The sequence below is a fragment of the Lentzea sp. NPDC055074 genome (assembly GCF_053608005.1).
Genome location: NZ_JBSGUQ010000004.1, coordinates 534,777 through 551,579 on the forward strand (window position 1 = coordinate 534,777; position 16,803 = coordinate 551,579).

The following is a 16,803-nucleotide window of genomic DNA, read 5'->3' on the forward strand; positions in this document are numbered from 1 at the left end:
GAAGGTGTGGGTGGCGGTGGCGGCGGCGTTGCTCGCCGTCCTGCTCGTGCCACCGCTGCTGACGCCGGGTGCGGACAGCGGCGAGAGCAACCAGGTGCGGGCCCTGCGGGTGCTGGTGCCGAACGCGCCGGGTGGCGGGTACGACATCACGGCGCGCACGGCGGCGAAGGCCATGGAAGACGCTGACCTGCTGCGCAACGCCGAGGTGTTCAACCTCCCCGGCGCCGGCGGCACGGTCGGACTGGGCCGCACGGTCGGTGAGCGCGGCAACGGCAAGCTGATCATGTCGATGGGCCTGGGCGTCGTGGGCGCGGTGTACACGAACAAGTCGCCGAACTCGCTGCTCGACACCACCCCGATCGCGAAGCTGATCGAGGAACCGGACATCGTCGTGGTCGCGAAGGACTCGCCGTACACGTCGATGCAACAACTGGTCGACGCGTGGAAGGCGAACCCCGGCACCGTGACGGTCGGCGGCGGTTCGGCTCCCGGCGGCCCCGACCACCTGGCGCCGATGCTGATCGCCAAAGCCGTGGGCCTGCAGCCCAAGACGGTCAACTACATCCCGTTCGACGGCGGTGGCGAGCTGCTGGCGTCGGTGCTCGGCGGCAAGGTCGCGTTCGGCGTCTCGGGCGTCGGCGAGTACCGCGACCAGATCCAGGCCGGCACGTTGCGGGTGCTCGCGGTGACGAGCAAGGACCGCATCGAGGGCATCGAGGCGCCGACGCTGAAGCAGTCCGGTGTGGACGTCGAGTTCACGAACTGGCGCGGCATCGTCGCTCCTCCCGGCATCTCGCCGACCGACAAGGCGAAGCTGGTCGAGGTGTTCCAGAACCTCCAGAGGACGCCGCAGTGGAAGGAAGCCCTGCAGCGCAACGGCTGGACGGACGCCTTCGCACCGGGAGACGAGTTCAGGACCTTCCTGGAAAACGAGAACAAGCGGGTGGCAACGGTGCTCAAGGACTTGGGGCTGGCATGACGACCGTGACGAAGCCGGAGCGCCGCAACTGGCTCCGCGACCACTCCGAGCTGGGCATCTGCGCCCTGCTGGTCGTGCTCGGCGTGCTGGTGCTGACCGACGCGCTGCAGATCCCCACGGACTTCGCCCAGCGCGGCCCGGTCGGCCCGAAGGCGGTGCCGATCCTGGTCGGCTCGCTGTTGCTGCTCGTCGCCGCGCTGCTGGCCCGCGACGTGCTGCGCGGCGGCAAGGGCGAGGCCGAGGCCGGCGAGGACGTCGACCTGTCCGCACCCGCCGACTGGCGCACGGTCCTGCTGCTGTGCGGTGCCTTCCTCGCGAACGCCGTGCTGATCGGCGTCGTCGGGTTCCCGATCTCCGGCGCGATCCTGTTCTGGGGAGCGGCCTACGCCCTGGGCAGCCGCAACCTGGTGCGCGACCCGTTGATCGCGGCCGGCCTGTCGATCTTCACGTTCCTGGTGTTCAACAACCTGCTCGGCGTCCCCCTGCCCGGTGGCCCGTTGATGGAGGTGTTCTAGGTGGAACAACTGCTCGACGGCTTCGCCACGGCGCTGACGCCGACACATCTGCTGCTCGCCGCGATCGGCGTGCTCCTGGGCACCGCGATCGGTGTCCTGCCGGGCATCGGCCCGGCCATGGCGGTGGCGCTGCTGCTGCCCGTCACCTACGGCATGGAGCCGACCGGCGCGTTCATCATGTTCGCGGGCATCTACTACGGCGGCATGTTCGGCGGCTCGACGACGTCGATCCTCTTGAACACACCGGGTGAGAGCGCCGCGGTGGTGGCAGCGTTCGAAGGCAATCCCATGGCCCGCAAGGGTCGTGGAGCGCAAGCGCTTGCCGCCGCTGCCATCGGCCACTTCACCGGCGGCATCATCGGCACGCTGCTGATCGTCCTGCTGGCCCCGTTCGTCGCGAAGCACGCCGTCGACATCGGCGCCCCCGACCTGTTCGCCGTGATGGTGCTGGCGTTCATCGCCGTCACCTCGGTCCTGGGCGCCTCCCGCATCCGCGGCTTCGCGTCGTTGCTGATCGGCCTGACCCTCGGCCTGGTCGGCCTCGACGAGATGACCGGCCAGCAGCGCCTCACGTTCGGCTCGCTGCACCTGGCCGACGGCATCGACATCGTCGTGGTCGCCGTGGCCCTGTTCGCGGTCGGCGAGGCCCTCTGGGTGGCGGCCCACCTGCGCCGCAAGCCGTTCGAACCGATCCCGGTCGGCCGCCCGTGGCTCTCGAAGGCGGACCTGAAGCGCACCTGGAAGCCGTGGCTGCGCGGCCCGGTGATCGGCTTCCCGTTCGGTGCGATCCCGGCCGGTGGCGCGGAGATCCCGACGTTCCTGTCGTACGTGACGGAGAAGCGGCTCTCCAAGCACAAGGACGAGTTCGGCAAGGGCGCCATCGAAGGCGTGGCGGGCCCGGAGTCCACGGCCTCCGCCTCCGCGGCCGGCACCCTGGTCACGATGCTGACCCTGGGCCTGCCGACCACGGCGGTCGCGGCCGTCATGCTCGCCGCGTTCCAGCAGTACGGCATCCAGCCGGGCCCGTTGCTGTTCCAGCGCGAGGCGGGCCTGGTGTGGGCGCTGATCGCGTCGCTGTTCATCGGCCTGACTCTGCTGCTGGTGCTGAACCTGCCGCTGGCACCGCTGTGGGCGAAGCTGCTGCGCATCCCGCGGCCGTACCTGTACGCGGGCATCCTGTTCTTCGCCTCGGTCGGCGCCTACGCGGTCAACGCGGACATCTTCGACCTGCTGCTGATGTTCGTGATCGGCGTGCTGGGCTTCGCGATGCGCCGCTACGGCCTGCCGGTGCTGCCCGCGATCATCGGCGTGATCCTCGGCCCGGCCGCGGAACAGCAGATGCGCCGGTCGTTGCAGCTCTCCGACGGCTCGCTCACCGGTCTGGTCAACAGCCCGATGGCGATCGTGGTCTACGTGGTGATCCTGCTGATCCTGTTCTTCCCGTTGTTCAAGCGGTTCCTGCCGAAGCCGCCTGCCGCCGCGGAAGAGGAGCGCGAGAAGGTCGACGCCTGATCGCACGGGAGAGCCCCCGCTCAGGAACCGAGCGGGGGCTTTCTCATGCGCTGCGCACGATCAGGATCGCGAACGGCTTCTCGTCCTGCGGCCCGCGCACCGCGAGCTCGGTCTGCTCGCGCAACGTCGCCCACAGCTCCATCACGCGGGCCACCTGCGGTTCGGACAGGCCGCACGTGCTCACGAACGCCCGCACCTGGTCGGGCTTCGTCGGCAGCCTGTCGCGCTTGAGCAGCGAGTAGACCTGGCTGCGCGGCAACGTCGCCGCCCCCGCCCGGCGCGAGAGCTCAGGCAACGTCAGCCCGGACCGCGCGTGGATCTTCCGCAGCAACGCGACGAACTCGGCCTCGGTCGCCGCCCGCAGCTCGGCGGTCGACGTCGGCATCAACGGCCGCACCGCCTCGACGTCGAGGCCGAGCTCCGCCCCGAGAATCGCGTGGACCTCGCGGTACGCGGCGATCGCCTCCGCACGCCGGCCCGGTCTCGACAGGCCTGCCAGCAACTGCGGCCAGAGCCGGGTCAGCCGTTCCAGCACGTCACCCTCCTGGCCCGTCATCGCTGGTCGTCCTCCCAGACCACCATCGAGCCCGCCGGCGGCAGCGGCCCGAACCTCGCGGTGAACGGCCGGCTGCGGCTCAGCGTGATCGTCACCGCGAGCACGGCGGCGGTCGTGGACACGGAGACGACCGGAGAGTGGTCGTGCGCGAGCATCCACGCGGTGAAGACGAAGGAGGCCGTCGCCAGCAGGACCGTGCTGGTGCCGGAGTTGGCGCGGTGCCTGCGCGGCGCCCCGTTGTAGGGCGTAGGGGTGGTCATCAGAACTCCTGGAAAGGACTCGGCGCGTCACCGTGCGCCGAAGGGGACCAGCTGGAGTGGGAACAGGTACGAGCCGGATGTGCGGAATGCGTCCACGCGGGCAATTGGCGTTGCCGCGGAACTCGGCGACATAACGGCTCTGCTACGAGCATGTCACTCACACGGGTGATTGCCAACTGAATCACCGTCCAGGTTTTTCATGTCCCGCACAACGGCGTCCACATCCGTCCAACGGGGTCCAAGTGACAAGTTTTCGTCCACTTTTCCGGCGCTCCTGACCACACTGTCGACAATTGGTCGTATTGACCGCGTCCAATGTCGTCCAGTCGTCTGTTCGGCGTTGCGCGGGAACGTTAGGCTCGCGCACGTGCCGGAGCATCACTTCGGCGGTGAGAAACCCCTGGCCGAGCTTTGGACCAGCTGAGCAGCGGGGTGCGGCCTCCTGTTGGCGCGGGAGGCCGTCACGCGCCGCCACTGCTCCACCCACCCGTCGAGCGCCTCGGCCGGCTCTCCGCAGCCGGTCAGAAAGGCCCTGAGCGGGCCTTCCTGCTTGGGGACCCGGTAGAGGCACATCGCGTGCGCGCTGCTCTTCGCCAACGCGTGCTCACCCGCGTTGATGGAGACCTGACCGTACGAGAGTCCTCTTGACAGGCGCAGCTGGTTCAGTGCGCAGAGGAACTCGGAACGGGTGCGGGCGCGGCATGCCGTCGCGAAAGGACTGTCGTCCTCACTGGGCGACATCGTGTTCGGTCCTCCTGCTGAGGGCGTTCTTCCTTTCCGCTGTAACGAACGATGCGGCGTCCGCGAGAAAGGAAGCGATGTTCGGCTGTGTGAACGCGGATCCTACCTCCGTGTCCAGCACCTTTGTCGAACCGATGCGCCGTGTCCGCATATTCCAAGATCAGCGAAATTGGCGGCGATTTCAGCAGGACAATCGTTCGCTTGGCTCATCTGACCAGATCAGCGACTCGTTCGGGTCGCAATTGGTTCGTACCAAATAGAAATGGCCGCCCTGTTCGCCTGAGGCGGACGGGGCGGCCGTTGCTCCGAACGGATCAGCCGTGCGTGGGGAAGCCCAGGTTCACGCCGTGCTGCTGCGGCCATCGAGACGTCACGGCCTTCGCGCGCGTGTAGAACTTCACGCCCTCAGCTCCGTGCACGTGCGTGTCCCCGAACAGTGAGTCCTTCCACCCGCCGAACGAGTAGTAGGCCATCGGCACGGGGATGGGAACGTTGATGCCGACCATCCCGACGTGCACCCGCCGCTGGTACTCACGCGCAGCAAGCCCGTCGCCCGTGTAGATCGCGGTCCCGTTCCCGTACTGGTTGGCGTTCACCAGCTCGAGGGCGTCCTCGAACGTCTCGACCCGCACCACCGCGAGCACCGGCCCGAAGATCTCATCGGTGTAGATGGACATGTCCCGGGTGACGTGGTCGAACAACGTCGGCGCGAGCCAGAACCCGCCCTCGGCGCCCGGTGGCGCGTACCCGCGACCGTCCACGACCAGTGACGCCCCGGCGGCCTCGCCGGCGTCCACATAGGACCGGACGCGGTCCCGGTGCACCCCGGTGACCAACGGCCCCATCTGAGCCGAGGGGTCAGTGCCGGGAAGCACCGACGGGTGCAGCTCACGGGTCCGCGAAGCGATCTTCGACACGAGCTCGTCGCCCGCCGAGCCCACCGCCACGACCACCGAGATCGCCATGCAACGCTCGCCGGCAGAGCCGTAACCGGCGGAGACCGCGGCATCCGCGGCCACGTCGAGGTCGGCGTCGGGCAACACGACCATGTGGTTCTTGGCGCCACCCAGAGCCTGCACGCGCTTGCCCGCCGCGGTGCCACGCGAGTACACGTGCCGGGCGATCGGCGTGGAGCCGACGAACGACGCTGCCGCGACATCGGGGTGGTCGAGCAAAGCGTTGACCGCGAACGCGTCGCCCTGCAGGACGTTCAGCACGCCGTCGGGCAGCCCGGCTTCCCGGAACAGCTCGGCCAGCCGCAGAGACGCCGACGGGTCGCGCTCCGAAGGCTTCAGGACGAAGGTGTTCCCGCAGGCGATCGCGATGGGGAACATCCACATCGGCACCATCACGGGGAAGTTGAACGGCGTGATGCCCGCGACGACGCCCAGCGGCTGACGGAACGAGTACGCGTCGACGCCGCGCGAGACCTGCTCGGAGTGCTCGCCCTTCAGCAGTTGCGGGATGCCGCACGCGAACTCGACGACCTCCAGGCCGCGCTGCACCTCGCCGGCCGCGTCCGAGAGCACCTTGCCGTGCTCGGACGTGATGATCGCGGCCAGCTCGTCGCGATGGGTGTGCAGCAGGTGGCGGTAGGCGAACAGGATCCGCGACCGCGTCGACAGCGACGACTCCGACCAGGACTGCGCCGCCTTCGAGGCGGAGGAGACCGCCAGGTCGACGTCCGCCTGCTCGGCCAGCACGACCTGTGCGGCGACGGCACCGGTGGCCGGGTTGAAGACGTCCGAGGTCCGGGACGACACCCCGGTGGTGCGGGCGCCGTCGATCCAGTGGGGGATGGTGCTCAACGCGGTCCTCCTGGGGGAGCTGTGGTGTTCCGGACAACGAGCGAGGGAGTGAGGAGATGGCGCACGGGTTCGGTGCGCTCGGAACGCACGCGCTGCAGAAGCGCGTCGGCGGCCAACCGGCCGAACTCGGCACGGGGCTGGTCGATCGTGGTCAGGGAGACGTGGCGCAACGCGGCCAGTGACGTGTTGTCGTACCCCACAACGGAAACATCGGCAGGGACGCGCAACCCGGCGTCCTCCAGTGCCGAGATCGCGCCGACGGCGTTGAAGTCGTTGCAGGACAGGATGGCCGTGGGCAGAGCGTCGTCGGCGATCAACCCTCGAATCGCTCGTGCACCGGCCGCGTCGGTGTACTCGGAGGTCACGACCTGGGGCTCCAGCCCGAAGGACTCCATCGCGCCGACGTATCCGCGCCGACGAGGTCCGGCCTGGGTGCCCTCACCGCCGTCCAGATGCGCGATGCGCTTGTGCCCCAGCGAAACCAGGTGCTCGACGGCCAGTCGTGCACCGACCTCGCCGTCGTCGTTCACGGTATCCACAGTGGACACACGGGAGGACCGCGCGACCAGGACGACGGGAAGTTGTTCGGCGGCCTTGCCGATGGCGGTCGCCGGGACGACGGGCGACAGCAGGACGAGACCGGCGGGACGGAAGGAGAGCAGCGACTCGAGGGCTCGGCGTTCGCGAGCGGGAGAGCGGCCGCCGGTGTTGATGATGATGTCGAAGCCCTGATCGCGCGCGACCTCGTCGATGCCGTCCACGACCTCCGCGAAGAACGCGTTGTGCAGGTCGGACACCATCACGCCGAGAACTGTGGACGTGCGCGAGGCGAGCGACCGCGCCATGGCGTGCGGTGAGTAACCCAGTTCTTCCGCGGCCTTCAGCACAGCGCTGCGTCGCAGCTCGCTCACCTTGGGTGAACCGCGCATGACCAGCGACACCAGTGCGCGGGACACTCCGGCCCGTGCGGCGACGTCCTCCATCGTCGGCCTGACCACCTGAAAACCACCTCCTCATGTCACGCGCAGGAAACGCACCCTTGACACCCGTGTGGCCGAAGTTACAGCATTGGAGCGCTCCAACCAATAGAGCGCTCTAACAGATCAACGCGATGAACAGGGGAAACCTGCGATGCGGATCGGAGTAGCGGGTGTCGGCAGGATCGGCACCATGCATGCGACCAACCTCGCCGCACTGGATCGAGTCGACGAGGTGCTCCTCTTCGACCCGGTGCCGGGGAGGGCAGCGCAGGCGTCAGCCGAGCTCGCCGGGACCAAGGCGGTGGACGACCTCGACACGTTGCTGGGCAACGTCGACGGCGTGCTGCTGGCCACCCCGACGAACACGCACCCCGAGATGCTGCGCGCGGCGATCGGCAAGGGCGTTCCCACGTTGTGCGAGAAGCCGATCGCGAGCGACGTCGCCGAGATGGCCGCGCTGATCGCGGACGTCGACCGGTCCGGCGTCGAGGTGCTCGTGGGCTTCCAGCGCCGCTTCGACCCGGCGATCTACGAGCTGAACCGCCGCATCAGGGCGGGCGAGGTCGGCGACATCTACCTGGTCAGGGCCGTCGGCAACGACGCGAACCCGCCGGACTTCTCCTACCTCCCGGCCTCCGGCGGCATCTTCCGCGACCTGCTGATCCACGACCTCGACTGCGTGCCGTGGCTCGTCGGCGAGCCGGTCGTCGAGGTCTACGCGAGCGGTTCCGTGCTGGTGCACCAGGCGTTCGCGGACGCCGACGACGTCGACAACGCCGTCGTGATGCTGAAGTTCGCGGGCGGTGCGCACGCCACGCTCGCCGGCGGACGGCACGACCCGGTCGGCTACGACCACCGCATCGAGGTGCTGGGCAGCAAGGACTCGCTGGTCGCGGGCGTCGATGCGAAGACCCCGCTGAACTCGCTCGAACCCGGCGGCCACGTGGCCGGAGAGGACGCCTACCCCGGCTTCCCGGAGCGCTTCCACCGCGCGTACGTCAACGAGATGAACCTGTTCACGCAGGTCATCAAGGGCGAGGTCGCGAACCCGTCCCCGGCGCGAGAGAGTTTGATCAGCCTCCGCCTGGCAGAAGCTTGTGAGCAGTCGCGCCGCAGCGGCGCACCGGTGAGGATCGAGGGGAACTAGGCATGGCGAAGATCGCTGGGGCACCGATCTCCTGGGGCGTGTGCGAGGTGCCGGGCTGGGGCGACGTGCTCCCGTCCGAGACCGTGCTGAGCGAGATGCACTCCCTCGGCCTCACCGCCACCGAGCTCGGCCCGCCGGACTACCTCCCGGCCGACCCCGCGCAGCTCAAGGCCTTGCTGGCCGGTCACGAACTGAGCCTCGTCGGCGGTTTCCTCGCCGTCACGCTGCACACCGACGTCCAGTCCACTCTGGACGAGGCGGACCGCGTCGCCGCGATCCTGAAGGCCGGCGGTGCCGAGGTCTTGGTGCTCGCCGCCGCGACCGGCATCGACGGCTACGACGAGACGCCCAAGCTCAGCGACGACGAGTGGAACACGCTCGTCGACACCTGCGCGAAGATCCGTGAGATCGCCGCAACGCACGGCCTCAGGACCGTGCTGCACCCGCACGTGGGCACCCACGTCGAGCGGGAGGCGGAGGTCGACAGGTTCCTCGCGGACTCCGATCTCCAGCTCTGCCTGGACACCGGCCACCTCCTCATCGGTGGCACGGACCCGGTCGAGCTGGCGCGCCGCTACCCGGACCGCATCGGTCACGTGCACCTCAAGGACGTGCGTGACGAGATCGCGGCGAAGGTGCGCAGCGGCGAGCTCAGTTACACCGATGCCGTGGAACAGGGCATCTACGTGCCGCTCGGGGACGGCGACGTGGACGTCGAAGCGCTGGTGCGGCTCGTTCAAGAGGCGGGCTACACCGGTTGGTTCGTGCTTGAGCAGGACACCCAGCTCAAGGATGGAAGTCCCGTGGACAAGCCACTTCAGGACACCGCGCGCAGCCTTGCGCACCTCAGCAAGATCCTCTGAAGGGACTGGAGACGATGAAGTCTCGTCTGGTACTCCGTGCGGGCGTCGCGCTCGCCGGTGTCGCTCTGCTCGCCGCTTGTAGCGGTCCCACCGGTACTCAGTCGCAGAACACGGGCAACAACAGCGCGCCGGCCGCGTCGGGTGACCTGAAGGTCTCCGTCATCACGCACGGGACCGCGGGCGACGCGTTCTGGAGCGTCGTGAAGGTCGGTGCCGAGGACGCGGCCAAGCAGCTCAGTGTCGGCGTCACCTACAACTCCGACGGCGACCCCGGCGCCCAGGCCAAGCTGATCGACAACGCCGTGTCGCAGAAGGTCGGCGGCATCGTGGTGTCGATGGCGAACCCGGACGCGCTCAAGACGTCCATCGAGAACGCGGTGAAGGCCGGCATCCCGGTCATCACCATCAACTCCGGCAGCGCGAAGAGCGCGGAGTTCGGTGCCATGGCGCACGTCGGCCAGGAGGAGTCGATCGCCGGTGAGGAAGCCGGCAAGAAGCTCAAGGCAGCAGGCAAGACCAAGCTGCTCTGCGTGATCCACGAGGCCGGCAACTCGGGACTCAACCAGCGTTGCGACGGTGCCCGCACCGGTTTCGGCGGCGCGGTGGAGAACCTCCAGGTCGACATCTCCAACCCGACGGACGTCGAGGCCCGCATCAAGGCCAAGCTGCAGTCCGACACCGCCGTCGACGGCGTGCTGGCGCTCAACCCGCAGGTCGCCGTGAACGCGGCGTCCGCCATCAAGGGCGCGAGCTCGAAGGCGCAGGTCGCGACGTTCGACCTGAACGCCGACGTGGTCAGCTCGATCAAGGCGGGCGAGGTGCTCTTCGCCGTCGACCAGCAGCAGTACCAGCAGGGCTACCTGCCGATCGTGATGCTGAAGCTCTTCAAGGACAACGCCAACACCCTCGGTGGCGGCAAGCCCGTCCTCACCGGTCCCGGCTTCGTCGACAAGTCCAACGTGGACAAGGTCGCGGAGTACGCCAAGAACGGCAAGAGGTAAGGAGGAGGCGGGGAGATGACCGTGACAGCCACAGCTCCACCGGCTGCCGACGAACGGCTGGGCAAGCCCAAGGCGATGGATCAGCTGATCAAGCGCCCTGAGATCGGCGCGATGCTCGGCGCACTGCTGGTGTTCCTGTTCTTCTCCGTGGTCACCGAGCAGTTCCTGAGCATCGGGGGCGCGGCCACCTGGCTCGACGACGCCTCCATGCTCGGGATCATGGCGGTCGCGGTGGCGATGCTCATGATCGGCGGCGAGTTCGACCTGTCCGCCGGCGTCATGACCGCGTCCACCGCGCTCGTCACGGCTCTCCTCGCCACCCAGCTGGGACTCAACGTCTGGCTGTCGTTGCTGGTGTCGCTCGCGTTCGCCCTGGCGGTGGGCGCGCTGAACGGCTGGCTCGTGATGCGCACGGGCCTGCCGAGCTTCATCGTGACGCTGGGAAGCTTCCTAGCGTTGCAGGGCCTCAACCTCGGCATCACGCGCCTGGTCACGGGCAGCGTGCAGGTGTCGGGCATGCGGGAGGCGGCGGGCTACGAGTCCGCCGGGTTCCTGTTCGCCTCGACGTTCCAGATCGGCGGCACGAGCTTCTACGTGTCGATCATCTGGTGGGTCCTGTTCACCGTGATCGCGTCGACCGTGCTGATGCGCACCAAGTTCGGCAACTGGATCTTCGCGATCGGCGGTGCCGCACAGAGCTCCCGCGCCGTCGGCGTGCCGGTCGTGCGCTCGAAGATCCTGCTGTTCATGACGACGGCGTTCGCCGCCTGGCTCGTCGGCTCGATCAACATCCTGCGGTACGCGAGCGTGCAGGCGAACCAGGGCATCGGCCTCGAGTTCCAGTACATCATCGCGGCGGTGATCGGCGGGTGCCTGCTCACCGGCGGCTTCGGTTCCGCGGTGGGCGCGGCGATCGGTGCGCTGATCTTCGGCATGGCCCGGCAGGGCATCGTCTACGCGGGCTGGAACAGCGACTGGTTCCAGCTGTTCCTCGGCGTGATGCTGCTGGCGGCCGTGCTGGTCAACAACATGCTGCGCCGCCGGGCGGAGAGGGTCAGGCGATGACGTCACTGATCGAGACCGAGAACATCGGCAAGACCTACGGCAGCGTCATCGCGCTCAGCGATGTGTCCACTGTGGTCAACGCGGGTGAGGTCACCTGCGTGCTCGGCGACAACGGCGCCGGGAAGTCGACCCTGATCAAGATCCTGGCCGGTGTCCATCAGCACGACCAGGGCTCGTTCAAGGTCGAGGGCGAGGAGATCCGCTTCTCGTCACCCCGCGAGGCCCTGGACCGCGGCATCGCGACCGTGTACCAGGACCTCGCGGTGGTGCCGCTGATGTCCGTGTGGCGCAACTTCTTCCTGGGCTCGGAACCGACGACGAAGTTCGGCTTCCTGGACCGCAAGAAGGGCAAGGAGATCACCAAGAAGGCGTTGTCCGACATGGGCATCGACCTCCGCGACGTCGAGCAGCCCGTCGGCACGCTCTCCGGTGGCGAACGGCAGTGCGTCGCCATCGCCCGCGCCGTGCACTTCGGCGCCAAGGTGCTGATCCTCGACGAACCGACGGCCGCGCTGGGCGTGAAGCAGGCCGGTGTGGTGCTGAAGTACGTGGCCCAGGCACGTGATCGTGGCCTCGGCGTCGTGCTGATCACCCACAACCCGCACCACGCCTACCCGGTCGGCAACCGGTTCCTGCTGCTCAAGCGGGGCCGTGCATTGGGTTCGTACGAGAAGTCCGAGATCGACATCAACGAGCTCACCAAGCAGATGGCCGGTGGCGCCGAGCTCGAGGCGCTGGAGCACGAGCTGCGAGGTGTCGAGGCGTGACCTCACTGGAAGTGCTGACCGTCGGCCGGGTCGGTGTCGACCTCTACCCGGAGCAGTCCGGGGTGCCGCTGGCCCAGGTCAGCACCTTCGCCAAGTCGCTCGGCGGGACCGCGACCAACGTCGCGGTCGCCGCCGCGCGGCTCGGCCGGCGTGCCGGGGTGCTGACGAAGGTCGGCCCGGACGGCTTCGGCACCTACGTCCGCGAGGCGCTCGAAGGCTTCGGCGTGTCGTCGAAGTACGTCGGTACCTCGCCGGACCTCCTGACCCCGGTGGTGTTCTGCGAGCTCAACCCGCCTGCGGACCCGCCGTTGCTGTTCTACCGCCTGCCGACCGCGCCGGACATGACGATCGGCGAGGACGACGTGCCGTGGTCGCTCACGCGTGAGGTCCCGCTGTTGTGGGTGACGGGTACGGGCGTCTCCGCCGAGCCTTCTCGTGGCTCGCAACGGATGATGCTGGCGAACCGGGCCCGCAGCGGCCACACCGTGCTGGATCTCGACTACAGGCCGATGTTCTGGCCGGACGTCGAGACCGCGCGGGCCGAGATCAGCTGGATGCTCGACCACGTGACGGTCGCCGTGGGCAACCGGACGGAGTGCGAGATCGCGGTCGGCACGTCCGATCCCGACGAGGCCGCGGACCGGCTGCTGGACCGCGGGATCTCGTTGGCGCTGGTCAAAAAGGGCGCCGAGGGCGTTCTCGTGGCCACGCCCGAAGGCCGGTGGACCGTGGAGCCGAACCCCGTCGAGGTCGTCTGCGGGCTCGGCGCCGGCGACGCGTTCGGCGGCTCGGTGGTGCACGGCCTGCTGTCCGGCTGGGACCCGGTGAAGATCGCCCGCTACGCCAACGCGGCGGGCGCGATCGTGGCGTCCCGGCTGGCCTGCGCCGACGCGATGCCCGACCAGGAAGAGATCGAGGAACTGCTGTGATCACCGACGGCCAGTGGCGCGAACTGTTGTGGCGGCGGGCTGAGGACCCCGGTTCGATCAGACGGGCCTACCAGGCGCGCAAGCGGCGGAACTCGTTGCTGAACGGCAAGTCCACACTGTTCCTGGTCGCGGCGGACCACCCGGCACGTGGTGCGCTGGGCGTCGGCGGCGACCCGATGGCGATGGCTGACCGCCGCTCGCTGCTCGCCAGGTTGCTGACGGCACTGGCGAACCCCGACGTCGACGGTGTGCTCGGCACGCCGGACGTGATCGAGGACCTCCTGCTGCTCGACGGCCTGAACGACCGCGTGGTCATCGGCTCGATGAACCGCGGCGGCCTCGCCGGTGCGGACTGGGAGATCGACGACAGGTTCACCGCGTACGACGCGTCGTCCATCGCGACGTTCGGGCTCGACGGCGGCAAGATGCTGCTGCGCCTGGTCGACTCGGACCCCGGCACGATCCCGACGCTGGAAGGCTGCGCGCGGGCCGTCACCGAGCTCGCCGAGCACGGCCTGATGGCGATGGTCGAACCGCTGCCGTACAAGCGCGACCACAACGACAAACTGGTGCTGCAGAAGGACGCCGCCGCTCTCTCGCGTGCCTCCGCCGTCGCCGCCGGACTGGGGTCCACCTCGGCCTACACCTGGTTGAAGCTGCCCGCGCCCGAGGAACCGGAAGTCGTGCTCGACACCACGGCGTTGCCCGCCTTGGTTCTTGGCGGCGTGCCGTCGGCGAACCCGCAGGACGACCTCGCGTCGTGGGGCCGATCGCTGGGCCATCCGACCGTGCGCGGCCTGGTCGTCGGACGCGCGCTGCTCTACCCGCCGGACGGTGACGTGGCCGCCGCCGTCGTCGCTGCCGCCGAAATCCTCCGTACCGCGAAGGGGATCGTGGAATGACCCTGCACCGTCCACACGGGACGCTCTCGACCTCGACCGACGTGATCTCGCTGGCCCCCGAGGACGCGGGCTGGACCTACACGGGCCTGCGCGTGCTGGAGATCGAGGCCGGGTGGGTGCGCACGATCGAGACCGGCGAGTTCGAGGCGTTCGTGCTGCCGCTCGCCGGCTCTCTGGTGGTCGAGGTCGACGACGAGAGGTACGAACTGCAGGGCCGTGACTCGGTCTTCACCCGAGTCACGGACTTCGCCTACGTGCCGCGAGACGCCTCCGTCCGGCTGTCCTCCGCGAACGGGTGCGTGGTCGCGCTGCCGATGGCCCGCTGCGAGAACAGGCTGACACCGAAGTACGGCCCGGCGGACGGCGTCCCCGTCGAGGTGCGCGGCTCCGGCAACGCGACCCGCCAGGTCACGAACTTCGGCACTCCCGGCGTCTGGGACCACGCGGACAAGCTCAACGCGTGCGAGCTCATCACCCCGGACGGCAACTGGTCCTCGTACCCGCCGCACAAGCACGACGAGTCCGAGCCGTGCGAGGTGAACAACGAGGAGATCTACTACTTCCGCATCGCCGACCGCGACGGCGTCACCCCGTCCCGCACCGGCTTCGGCTTCCACCGCACCTACACCGACGACGGCACGATCGACGAGGACGTGACCGTGCGGGACGGCGACGTCTTCCTGATCCCGCGCGGCTACCACGGCCCGTGCGTCGCGGCGCCGGGTTATCCCATGTACTACCTGAACGTTCTCGCGGGTCCGGGCACTGAGCGTTCGATGGCGTTCTGCGACGACCCGGCGCACACCTGGATCCGCGACAGCTGGGCGACCCAGGAACTGGATCCCCGTTGTCCCGTAACGACTGCCGAGGGGCGGGCCAAGTGAAGCTCACGACCGCACAGGCACTGGTCCGCTGGATGCTGGCCCAGCGCACCGAACTCCTCGACGGCTCGCAGGCGCCGCTGTTCCCCGGCGTGTTCGCGATCTTCGGCCACGGCAACGTGCTCGGCCTCGGCAACGCGCTGGAGGAGGTCCGCGACCGGATCCCGGTGTGGCGCGGCCACAACGAGCAGGGCATGGCACTGGCCGCCGTCGGCGTCAGCAAGGCCACCCACCGCCGCCAGGTCGGCGTCGCCACGTCGTCGATCGGTCCCGGCGCGCTGAACATGGTCACGGCCGCCGGTGTCGCGCACGCCAACCGCCTGCCGCTGCTGCTACTGCCGGGCGACACCTTCACCGGCCGCGCCCCGGACCCCGTGCTGCAGCAGGTCGAGCACTTCCACGACCCGACGGCCACGGTCAACGACGCGTTCCGCGCGGTCAGCCGCTACTTCGACCGGATCACCCGGCCCGAACAGCTGCTCTCGACGTTGCCCCAGGTGGCCCGCGTCCTCACCGACCCGGCCGACTGCGGCCCGGTGACGCTGGCGCTCCCGCAGGACGTCCAGGCGGAGTCCTACGACTTCCCCGACGCCCTCTTCGCCCCGGTCGTCCACCGCCCGCTGCGTCAACGCCCCGACCTGATCGCACTGGCCGAGGCCGCGTCGGCGATCCGCGGCGCCTCACGGCCGCTGCTGGTCCTGGGCGGTGGCGTCCGCTACTCGGGTGCCGCGGGCCGGGCCCTGCGGTTCGCCGAGCAGCACAACGTCCCGGTCGTCGAGACCACCGCCGGCCGCACCCTGGTCCCGCACGAGCACCCGCTGCACGCCGGCCCGCTGGGCATCACCGGTTCCACGTCCGCCAACGTCCTCGCGGGCGAGGCGGACCTGGTCATCGCCGTGGGCACCCGCCTGCAGGACTTCACCACCGCGTCCTGGACCGTCTTCTCCCCGGACGCGCACCTCGTGTCCCTGAACGCCGCCCGCTTCGACGCCGTGAAGCACGGCGCGTTCGCCCTGGTGTCCGACGCCGACGAGGGCCTGCGCGAGCTCACCGACGTCCTCGGGTCCTGGCAGGCACCGGCGGAGTGGGCCTCGAAGGCCCTGGCAGAACGCACGAAGTGGGACGCGCACATCACGACGCTGCGCACTCCGGGCGAGGGTCTCCCGACCTACGCCCAGGTGGTCGGCGTCGTGAACGACGTCAGCGAACCCACCGACTACGTCATGACCGCGTCCGGCGGCCTGCCCGGCGAACTGATCGGCGGCTGGCGCGCCACCGGCGAGTCCACGATGGACGTCGAGTACGGCTTCTCCTGCATGGGCTACGAACTGGCCGGTGCCTGGGGCGCCGCGATCGCGCACACCCAGGGCGTCGTCACCACGCTGCTCGGCGACGGCAGCTACCTGATGCTGAACTCCGAGCTCTTCTCCGCGGCCTTCGCGGGCCACGGGTTCGTCGCCGTCGTCTGCGACAACGACGGCTACGCCGTGATCCACCGCCTGCAGACGGGTCAGGGCGGCGCGGGCTTCAACAACCTCTACGCGGACTGCACCTCGGCGCATCCCGAACCGCCGCGCACCGACTTCGCCGCCCACGCCGCGGCCATGGGCTGCGCTGTGTTCGCCGTGGACTCACTGGGTGACCTGGAAGGCGCTTACCGCAAGGCGCGCGAAGCGACTGTCGCGGAGAAGCGTCCGGCCGTGGTCGTGATCCGCACGCACCCGTCGTCGTGGACGGAGGCCGGGGCCTGGTGGGAGGTCGGCGTGCCGGAGGTGTCGCACCGTTCCGAGATCTCCCGAGCTCGTGAGGACGTGCTGGAGGGCAAGATCAGGCAGGTTCGTTACCTGAGCTGAACTCCAACAGCGGATACCGCAGCGGCAGTGCGGTCGCGAGGATG

At 69.1% G+C, this 16,803-nt stretch carries 17 protein-coding genes; 12 read left to right on the forward strand and 5 right to left on the reverse strand.

From position 1 onward, the window contains the following. Positions 1 to 10 precede the first annotated feature (10 nt). From ACWF7A_RS13055 to ACWF7A_RS13065, 3 genes are read left to right on the forward strand one after another with little or no spacing between them, the layout of a single operon-like run. Positions 11 to 979, forward strand: coding sequence for a Bug family tripartite tricarboxylate transporter substrate binding protein (locus ACWF7A_RS13055; RefSeq protein ID WP_452250674.1), 969 nt, complete (start codon positions 11 to 13; stop codon positions 977 to 979). Further along, the gene (locus ACWF7A_RS13060; RefSeq protein WP_452250624.1) at positions 976 to 1,494 is read left to right on the forward strand and encodes a tripartite tricarboxylate transporter TctB family protein; all 519 of its coding nucleotides are present in this window, start codon (positions 976 to 978) and stop codon (positions 1,492 to 1,494) included. Before ACWF7A_RS13055 ends, ACWF7A_RS13060 begins: the two co-directional genes overlap by 4 nt. After that, the gene (locus tag ACWF7A_RS13065; RefSeq protein WP_452250625.1) at positions 1,495 to 3,006 is read left to right on the forward strand and encodes a tripartite tricarboxylate transporter permease; all 1,512 of its coding nucleotides are present in this window, start codon (positions 1,495 to 1,497) and stop codon (positions 3,004 to 3,006) included. A gap of 43 nt (positions 3,007 to 3,049) precedes the next feature. Here ACWF7A_RS13065 and ACWF7A_RS13070 read toward each other — a convergent pair whose 3' ends face one another. The 5 genes from ACWF7A_RS13070 to ACWF7A_RS13090 form a co-directional block, all read right to left on the reverse strand. Beyond that, positions 3,050 to 3,562: a BTAD domain-containing putative transcriptional regulator gene (locus ACWF7A_RS13070; RefSeq protein ID WP_452250626.1), complete on the reverse strand. Its 513-nt coding sequence runs from the start codon at positions 3,560 to 3,562 to the stop codon at positions 3,050 to 3,052. Next, positions 3,559 to 3,822 (reverse strand): hypothetical protein, encoded by a 264-nt coding sequence (locus ACWF7A_RS13075; protein WP_452250627.1) that lies wholly within the window; start codon positions 3,820 to 3,822, stop codon positions 3,559 to 3,561. Before ACWF7A_RS13075 ends, ACWF7A_RS13070 begins: the two co-directional genes overlap by 4 nt. Before the next feature lie 378 nt (positions 3,823 to 4,200). Then, positions 4,201 to 4,563, reverse strand: coding sequence for a hypothetical protein (locus ACWF7A_RS13080; RefSeq protein WP_452250628.1), 363 nt, complete (start codon positions 4,561 to 4,563; stop codon positions 4,201 to 4,203). 314 nt (positions 4,564 to 4,877) lie between these two features. Continuing rightward, a complete protein-coding gene (locus tag ACWF7A_RS13085; protein ID WP_452250629.1) occupies positions 4,878 to 6,371 on the reverse strand; it encodes a CoA-acylating methylmalonate-semialdehyde dehydrogenase in 1,494 nt (497 codons plus the stop codon). After that, positions 6,368 to 7,369: a LacI family DNA-binding transcriptional regulator gene (locus ACWF7A_RS13090; protein WP_452250630.1), complete on the reverse strand. Its 1,002-nt coding sequence runs from the start codon at positions 7,367 to 7,369 to the stop codon at positions 6,368 to 6,370. The genes ACWF7A_RS13085 and ACWF7A_RS13090 overlap by 4 nt, the downstream gene beginning before the upstream one ends. A 133-nt stretch (positions 7,370 to 7,502) precedes the next feature. Between ACWF7A_RS13090 and ACWF7A_RS13095 the strand changes: the two genes are divergently transcribed. The 9 genes from ACWF7A_RS13095 (at position 7,503) to iolD (ending at position 16,759) form a co-directional block, all read left to right on the forward strand. Continuing rightward, the gene (locus ACWF7A_RS13095) at positions 7,503 to 8,498 is read left to right on the forward strand and encodes a Gfo/Idh/MocA family protein (RefSeq protein ID WP_452250631.1); all 996 of its coding nucleotides are present in this window, start codon (positions 7,503 to 7,505) and stop codon (positions 8,496 to 8,498) included. A 2-nt stretch (positions 8,499 to 8,500) separates the two neighbouring features. Beyond that, positions 8,501 to 9,361, forward strand: a complete 861-nt coding sequence (locus ACWF7A_RS13100; RefSeq protein WP_452250632.1) for a TIM barrel protein — start codon at positions 8,501 to 8,503, stop codon at positions 9,359 to 9,361. A 14-nt stretch (positions 9,362 to 9,375) separates the two neighbouring features. Then, positions 9,376 to 10,362, forward strand: a complete 987-nt coding sequence (locus tag ACWF7A_RS13105; protein ID WP_452250633.1) for a sugar ABC transporter substrate-binding protein — start codon at positions 9,376 to 9,378, stop codon at positions 10,360 to 10,362. Positions 10,363 to 10,437: 75 nt separating this feature from the next. Beyond that, positions 10,438 to 11,427: an ABC transporter permease gene (locus ACWF7A_RS13110; RefSeq protein ID WP_452250675.1), complete on the forward strand. Its 990-nt coding sequence runs from the start codon at positions 10,438 to 10,440 to the stop codon at positions 11,425 to 11,427. Further along, on the forward strand, positions 11,424 to 12,194 hold the full coding sequence (locus tag ACWF7A_RS13115; protein ID WP_452250634.1) for an ATP-binding cassette domain-containing protein: 771 nt from the start codon (positions 11,424 to 11,426) through the stop codon (positions 12,192 to 12,194). Before ACWF7A_RS13110 ends, ACWF7A_RS13115 begins: the two co-directional genes overlap by 4 nt. Then, positions 12,191 to 13,123 carry a 5-dehydro-2-deoxygluconokinase gene (iolC, locus tag ACWF7A_RS13120; protein ID WP_452250635.1) on the forward strand — a complete coding sequence of 311 codons (933 nt, stop codon included), beginning with the start codon at positions 12,191 to 12,193 and terminating at the stop codon, positions 13,121 to 13,123. Before ACWF7A_RS13115 ends, iolC begins: the two co-directional genes overlap by 4 nt. Beyond that, entirely contained in the window at positions 13,120 to 14,025 is a 906-nt protein-coding gene (locus tag ACWF7A_RS13125; protein WP_452250636.1) for a Cgl0159 family (beta/alpha)8-fold protein, read from the forward strand. Before iolC ends, ACWF7A_RS13125 begins: the two co-directional genes overlap by 4 nt. Beyond that, complete coding sequence (gene iolB, locus ACWF7A_RS13130) at positions 14,022 to 14,909, forward strand: 5-deoxy-glucuronate isomerase (protein WP_452250637.1); 888 nt, start codon at positions 14,022 to 14,024, stop codon at positions 14,907 to 14,909. The genes ACWF7A_RS13125 and iolB overlap by 4 nt, the downstream gene beginning before the upstream one ends. Continuing rightward, positions 14,906 to 16,759, forward strand: coding sequence for a 3D-(3,5/4)-trihydroxycyclohexane-1,2-dione acylhydrolase (decyclizing) (iolD, locus tag ACWF7A_RS13135; protein ID WP_452250638.1), 1,854 nt, complete (start codon positions 14,906 to 14,908; stop codon positions 16,757 to 16,759). The genes iolB and iolD overlap by 4 nt, the downstream gene beginning before the upstream one ends. Positions 16,760 to 16,803: the final 44 nt, after the last annotated feature.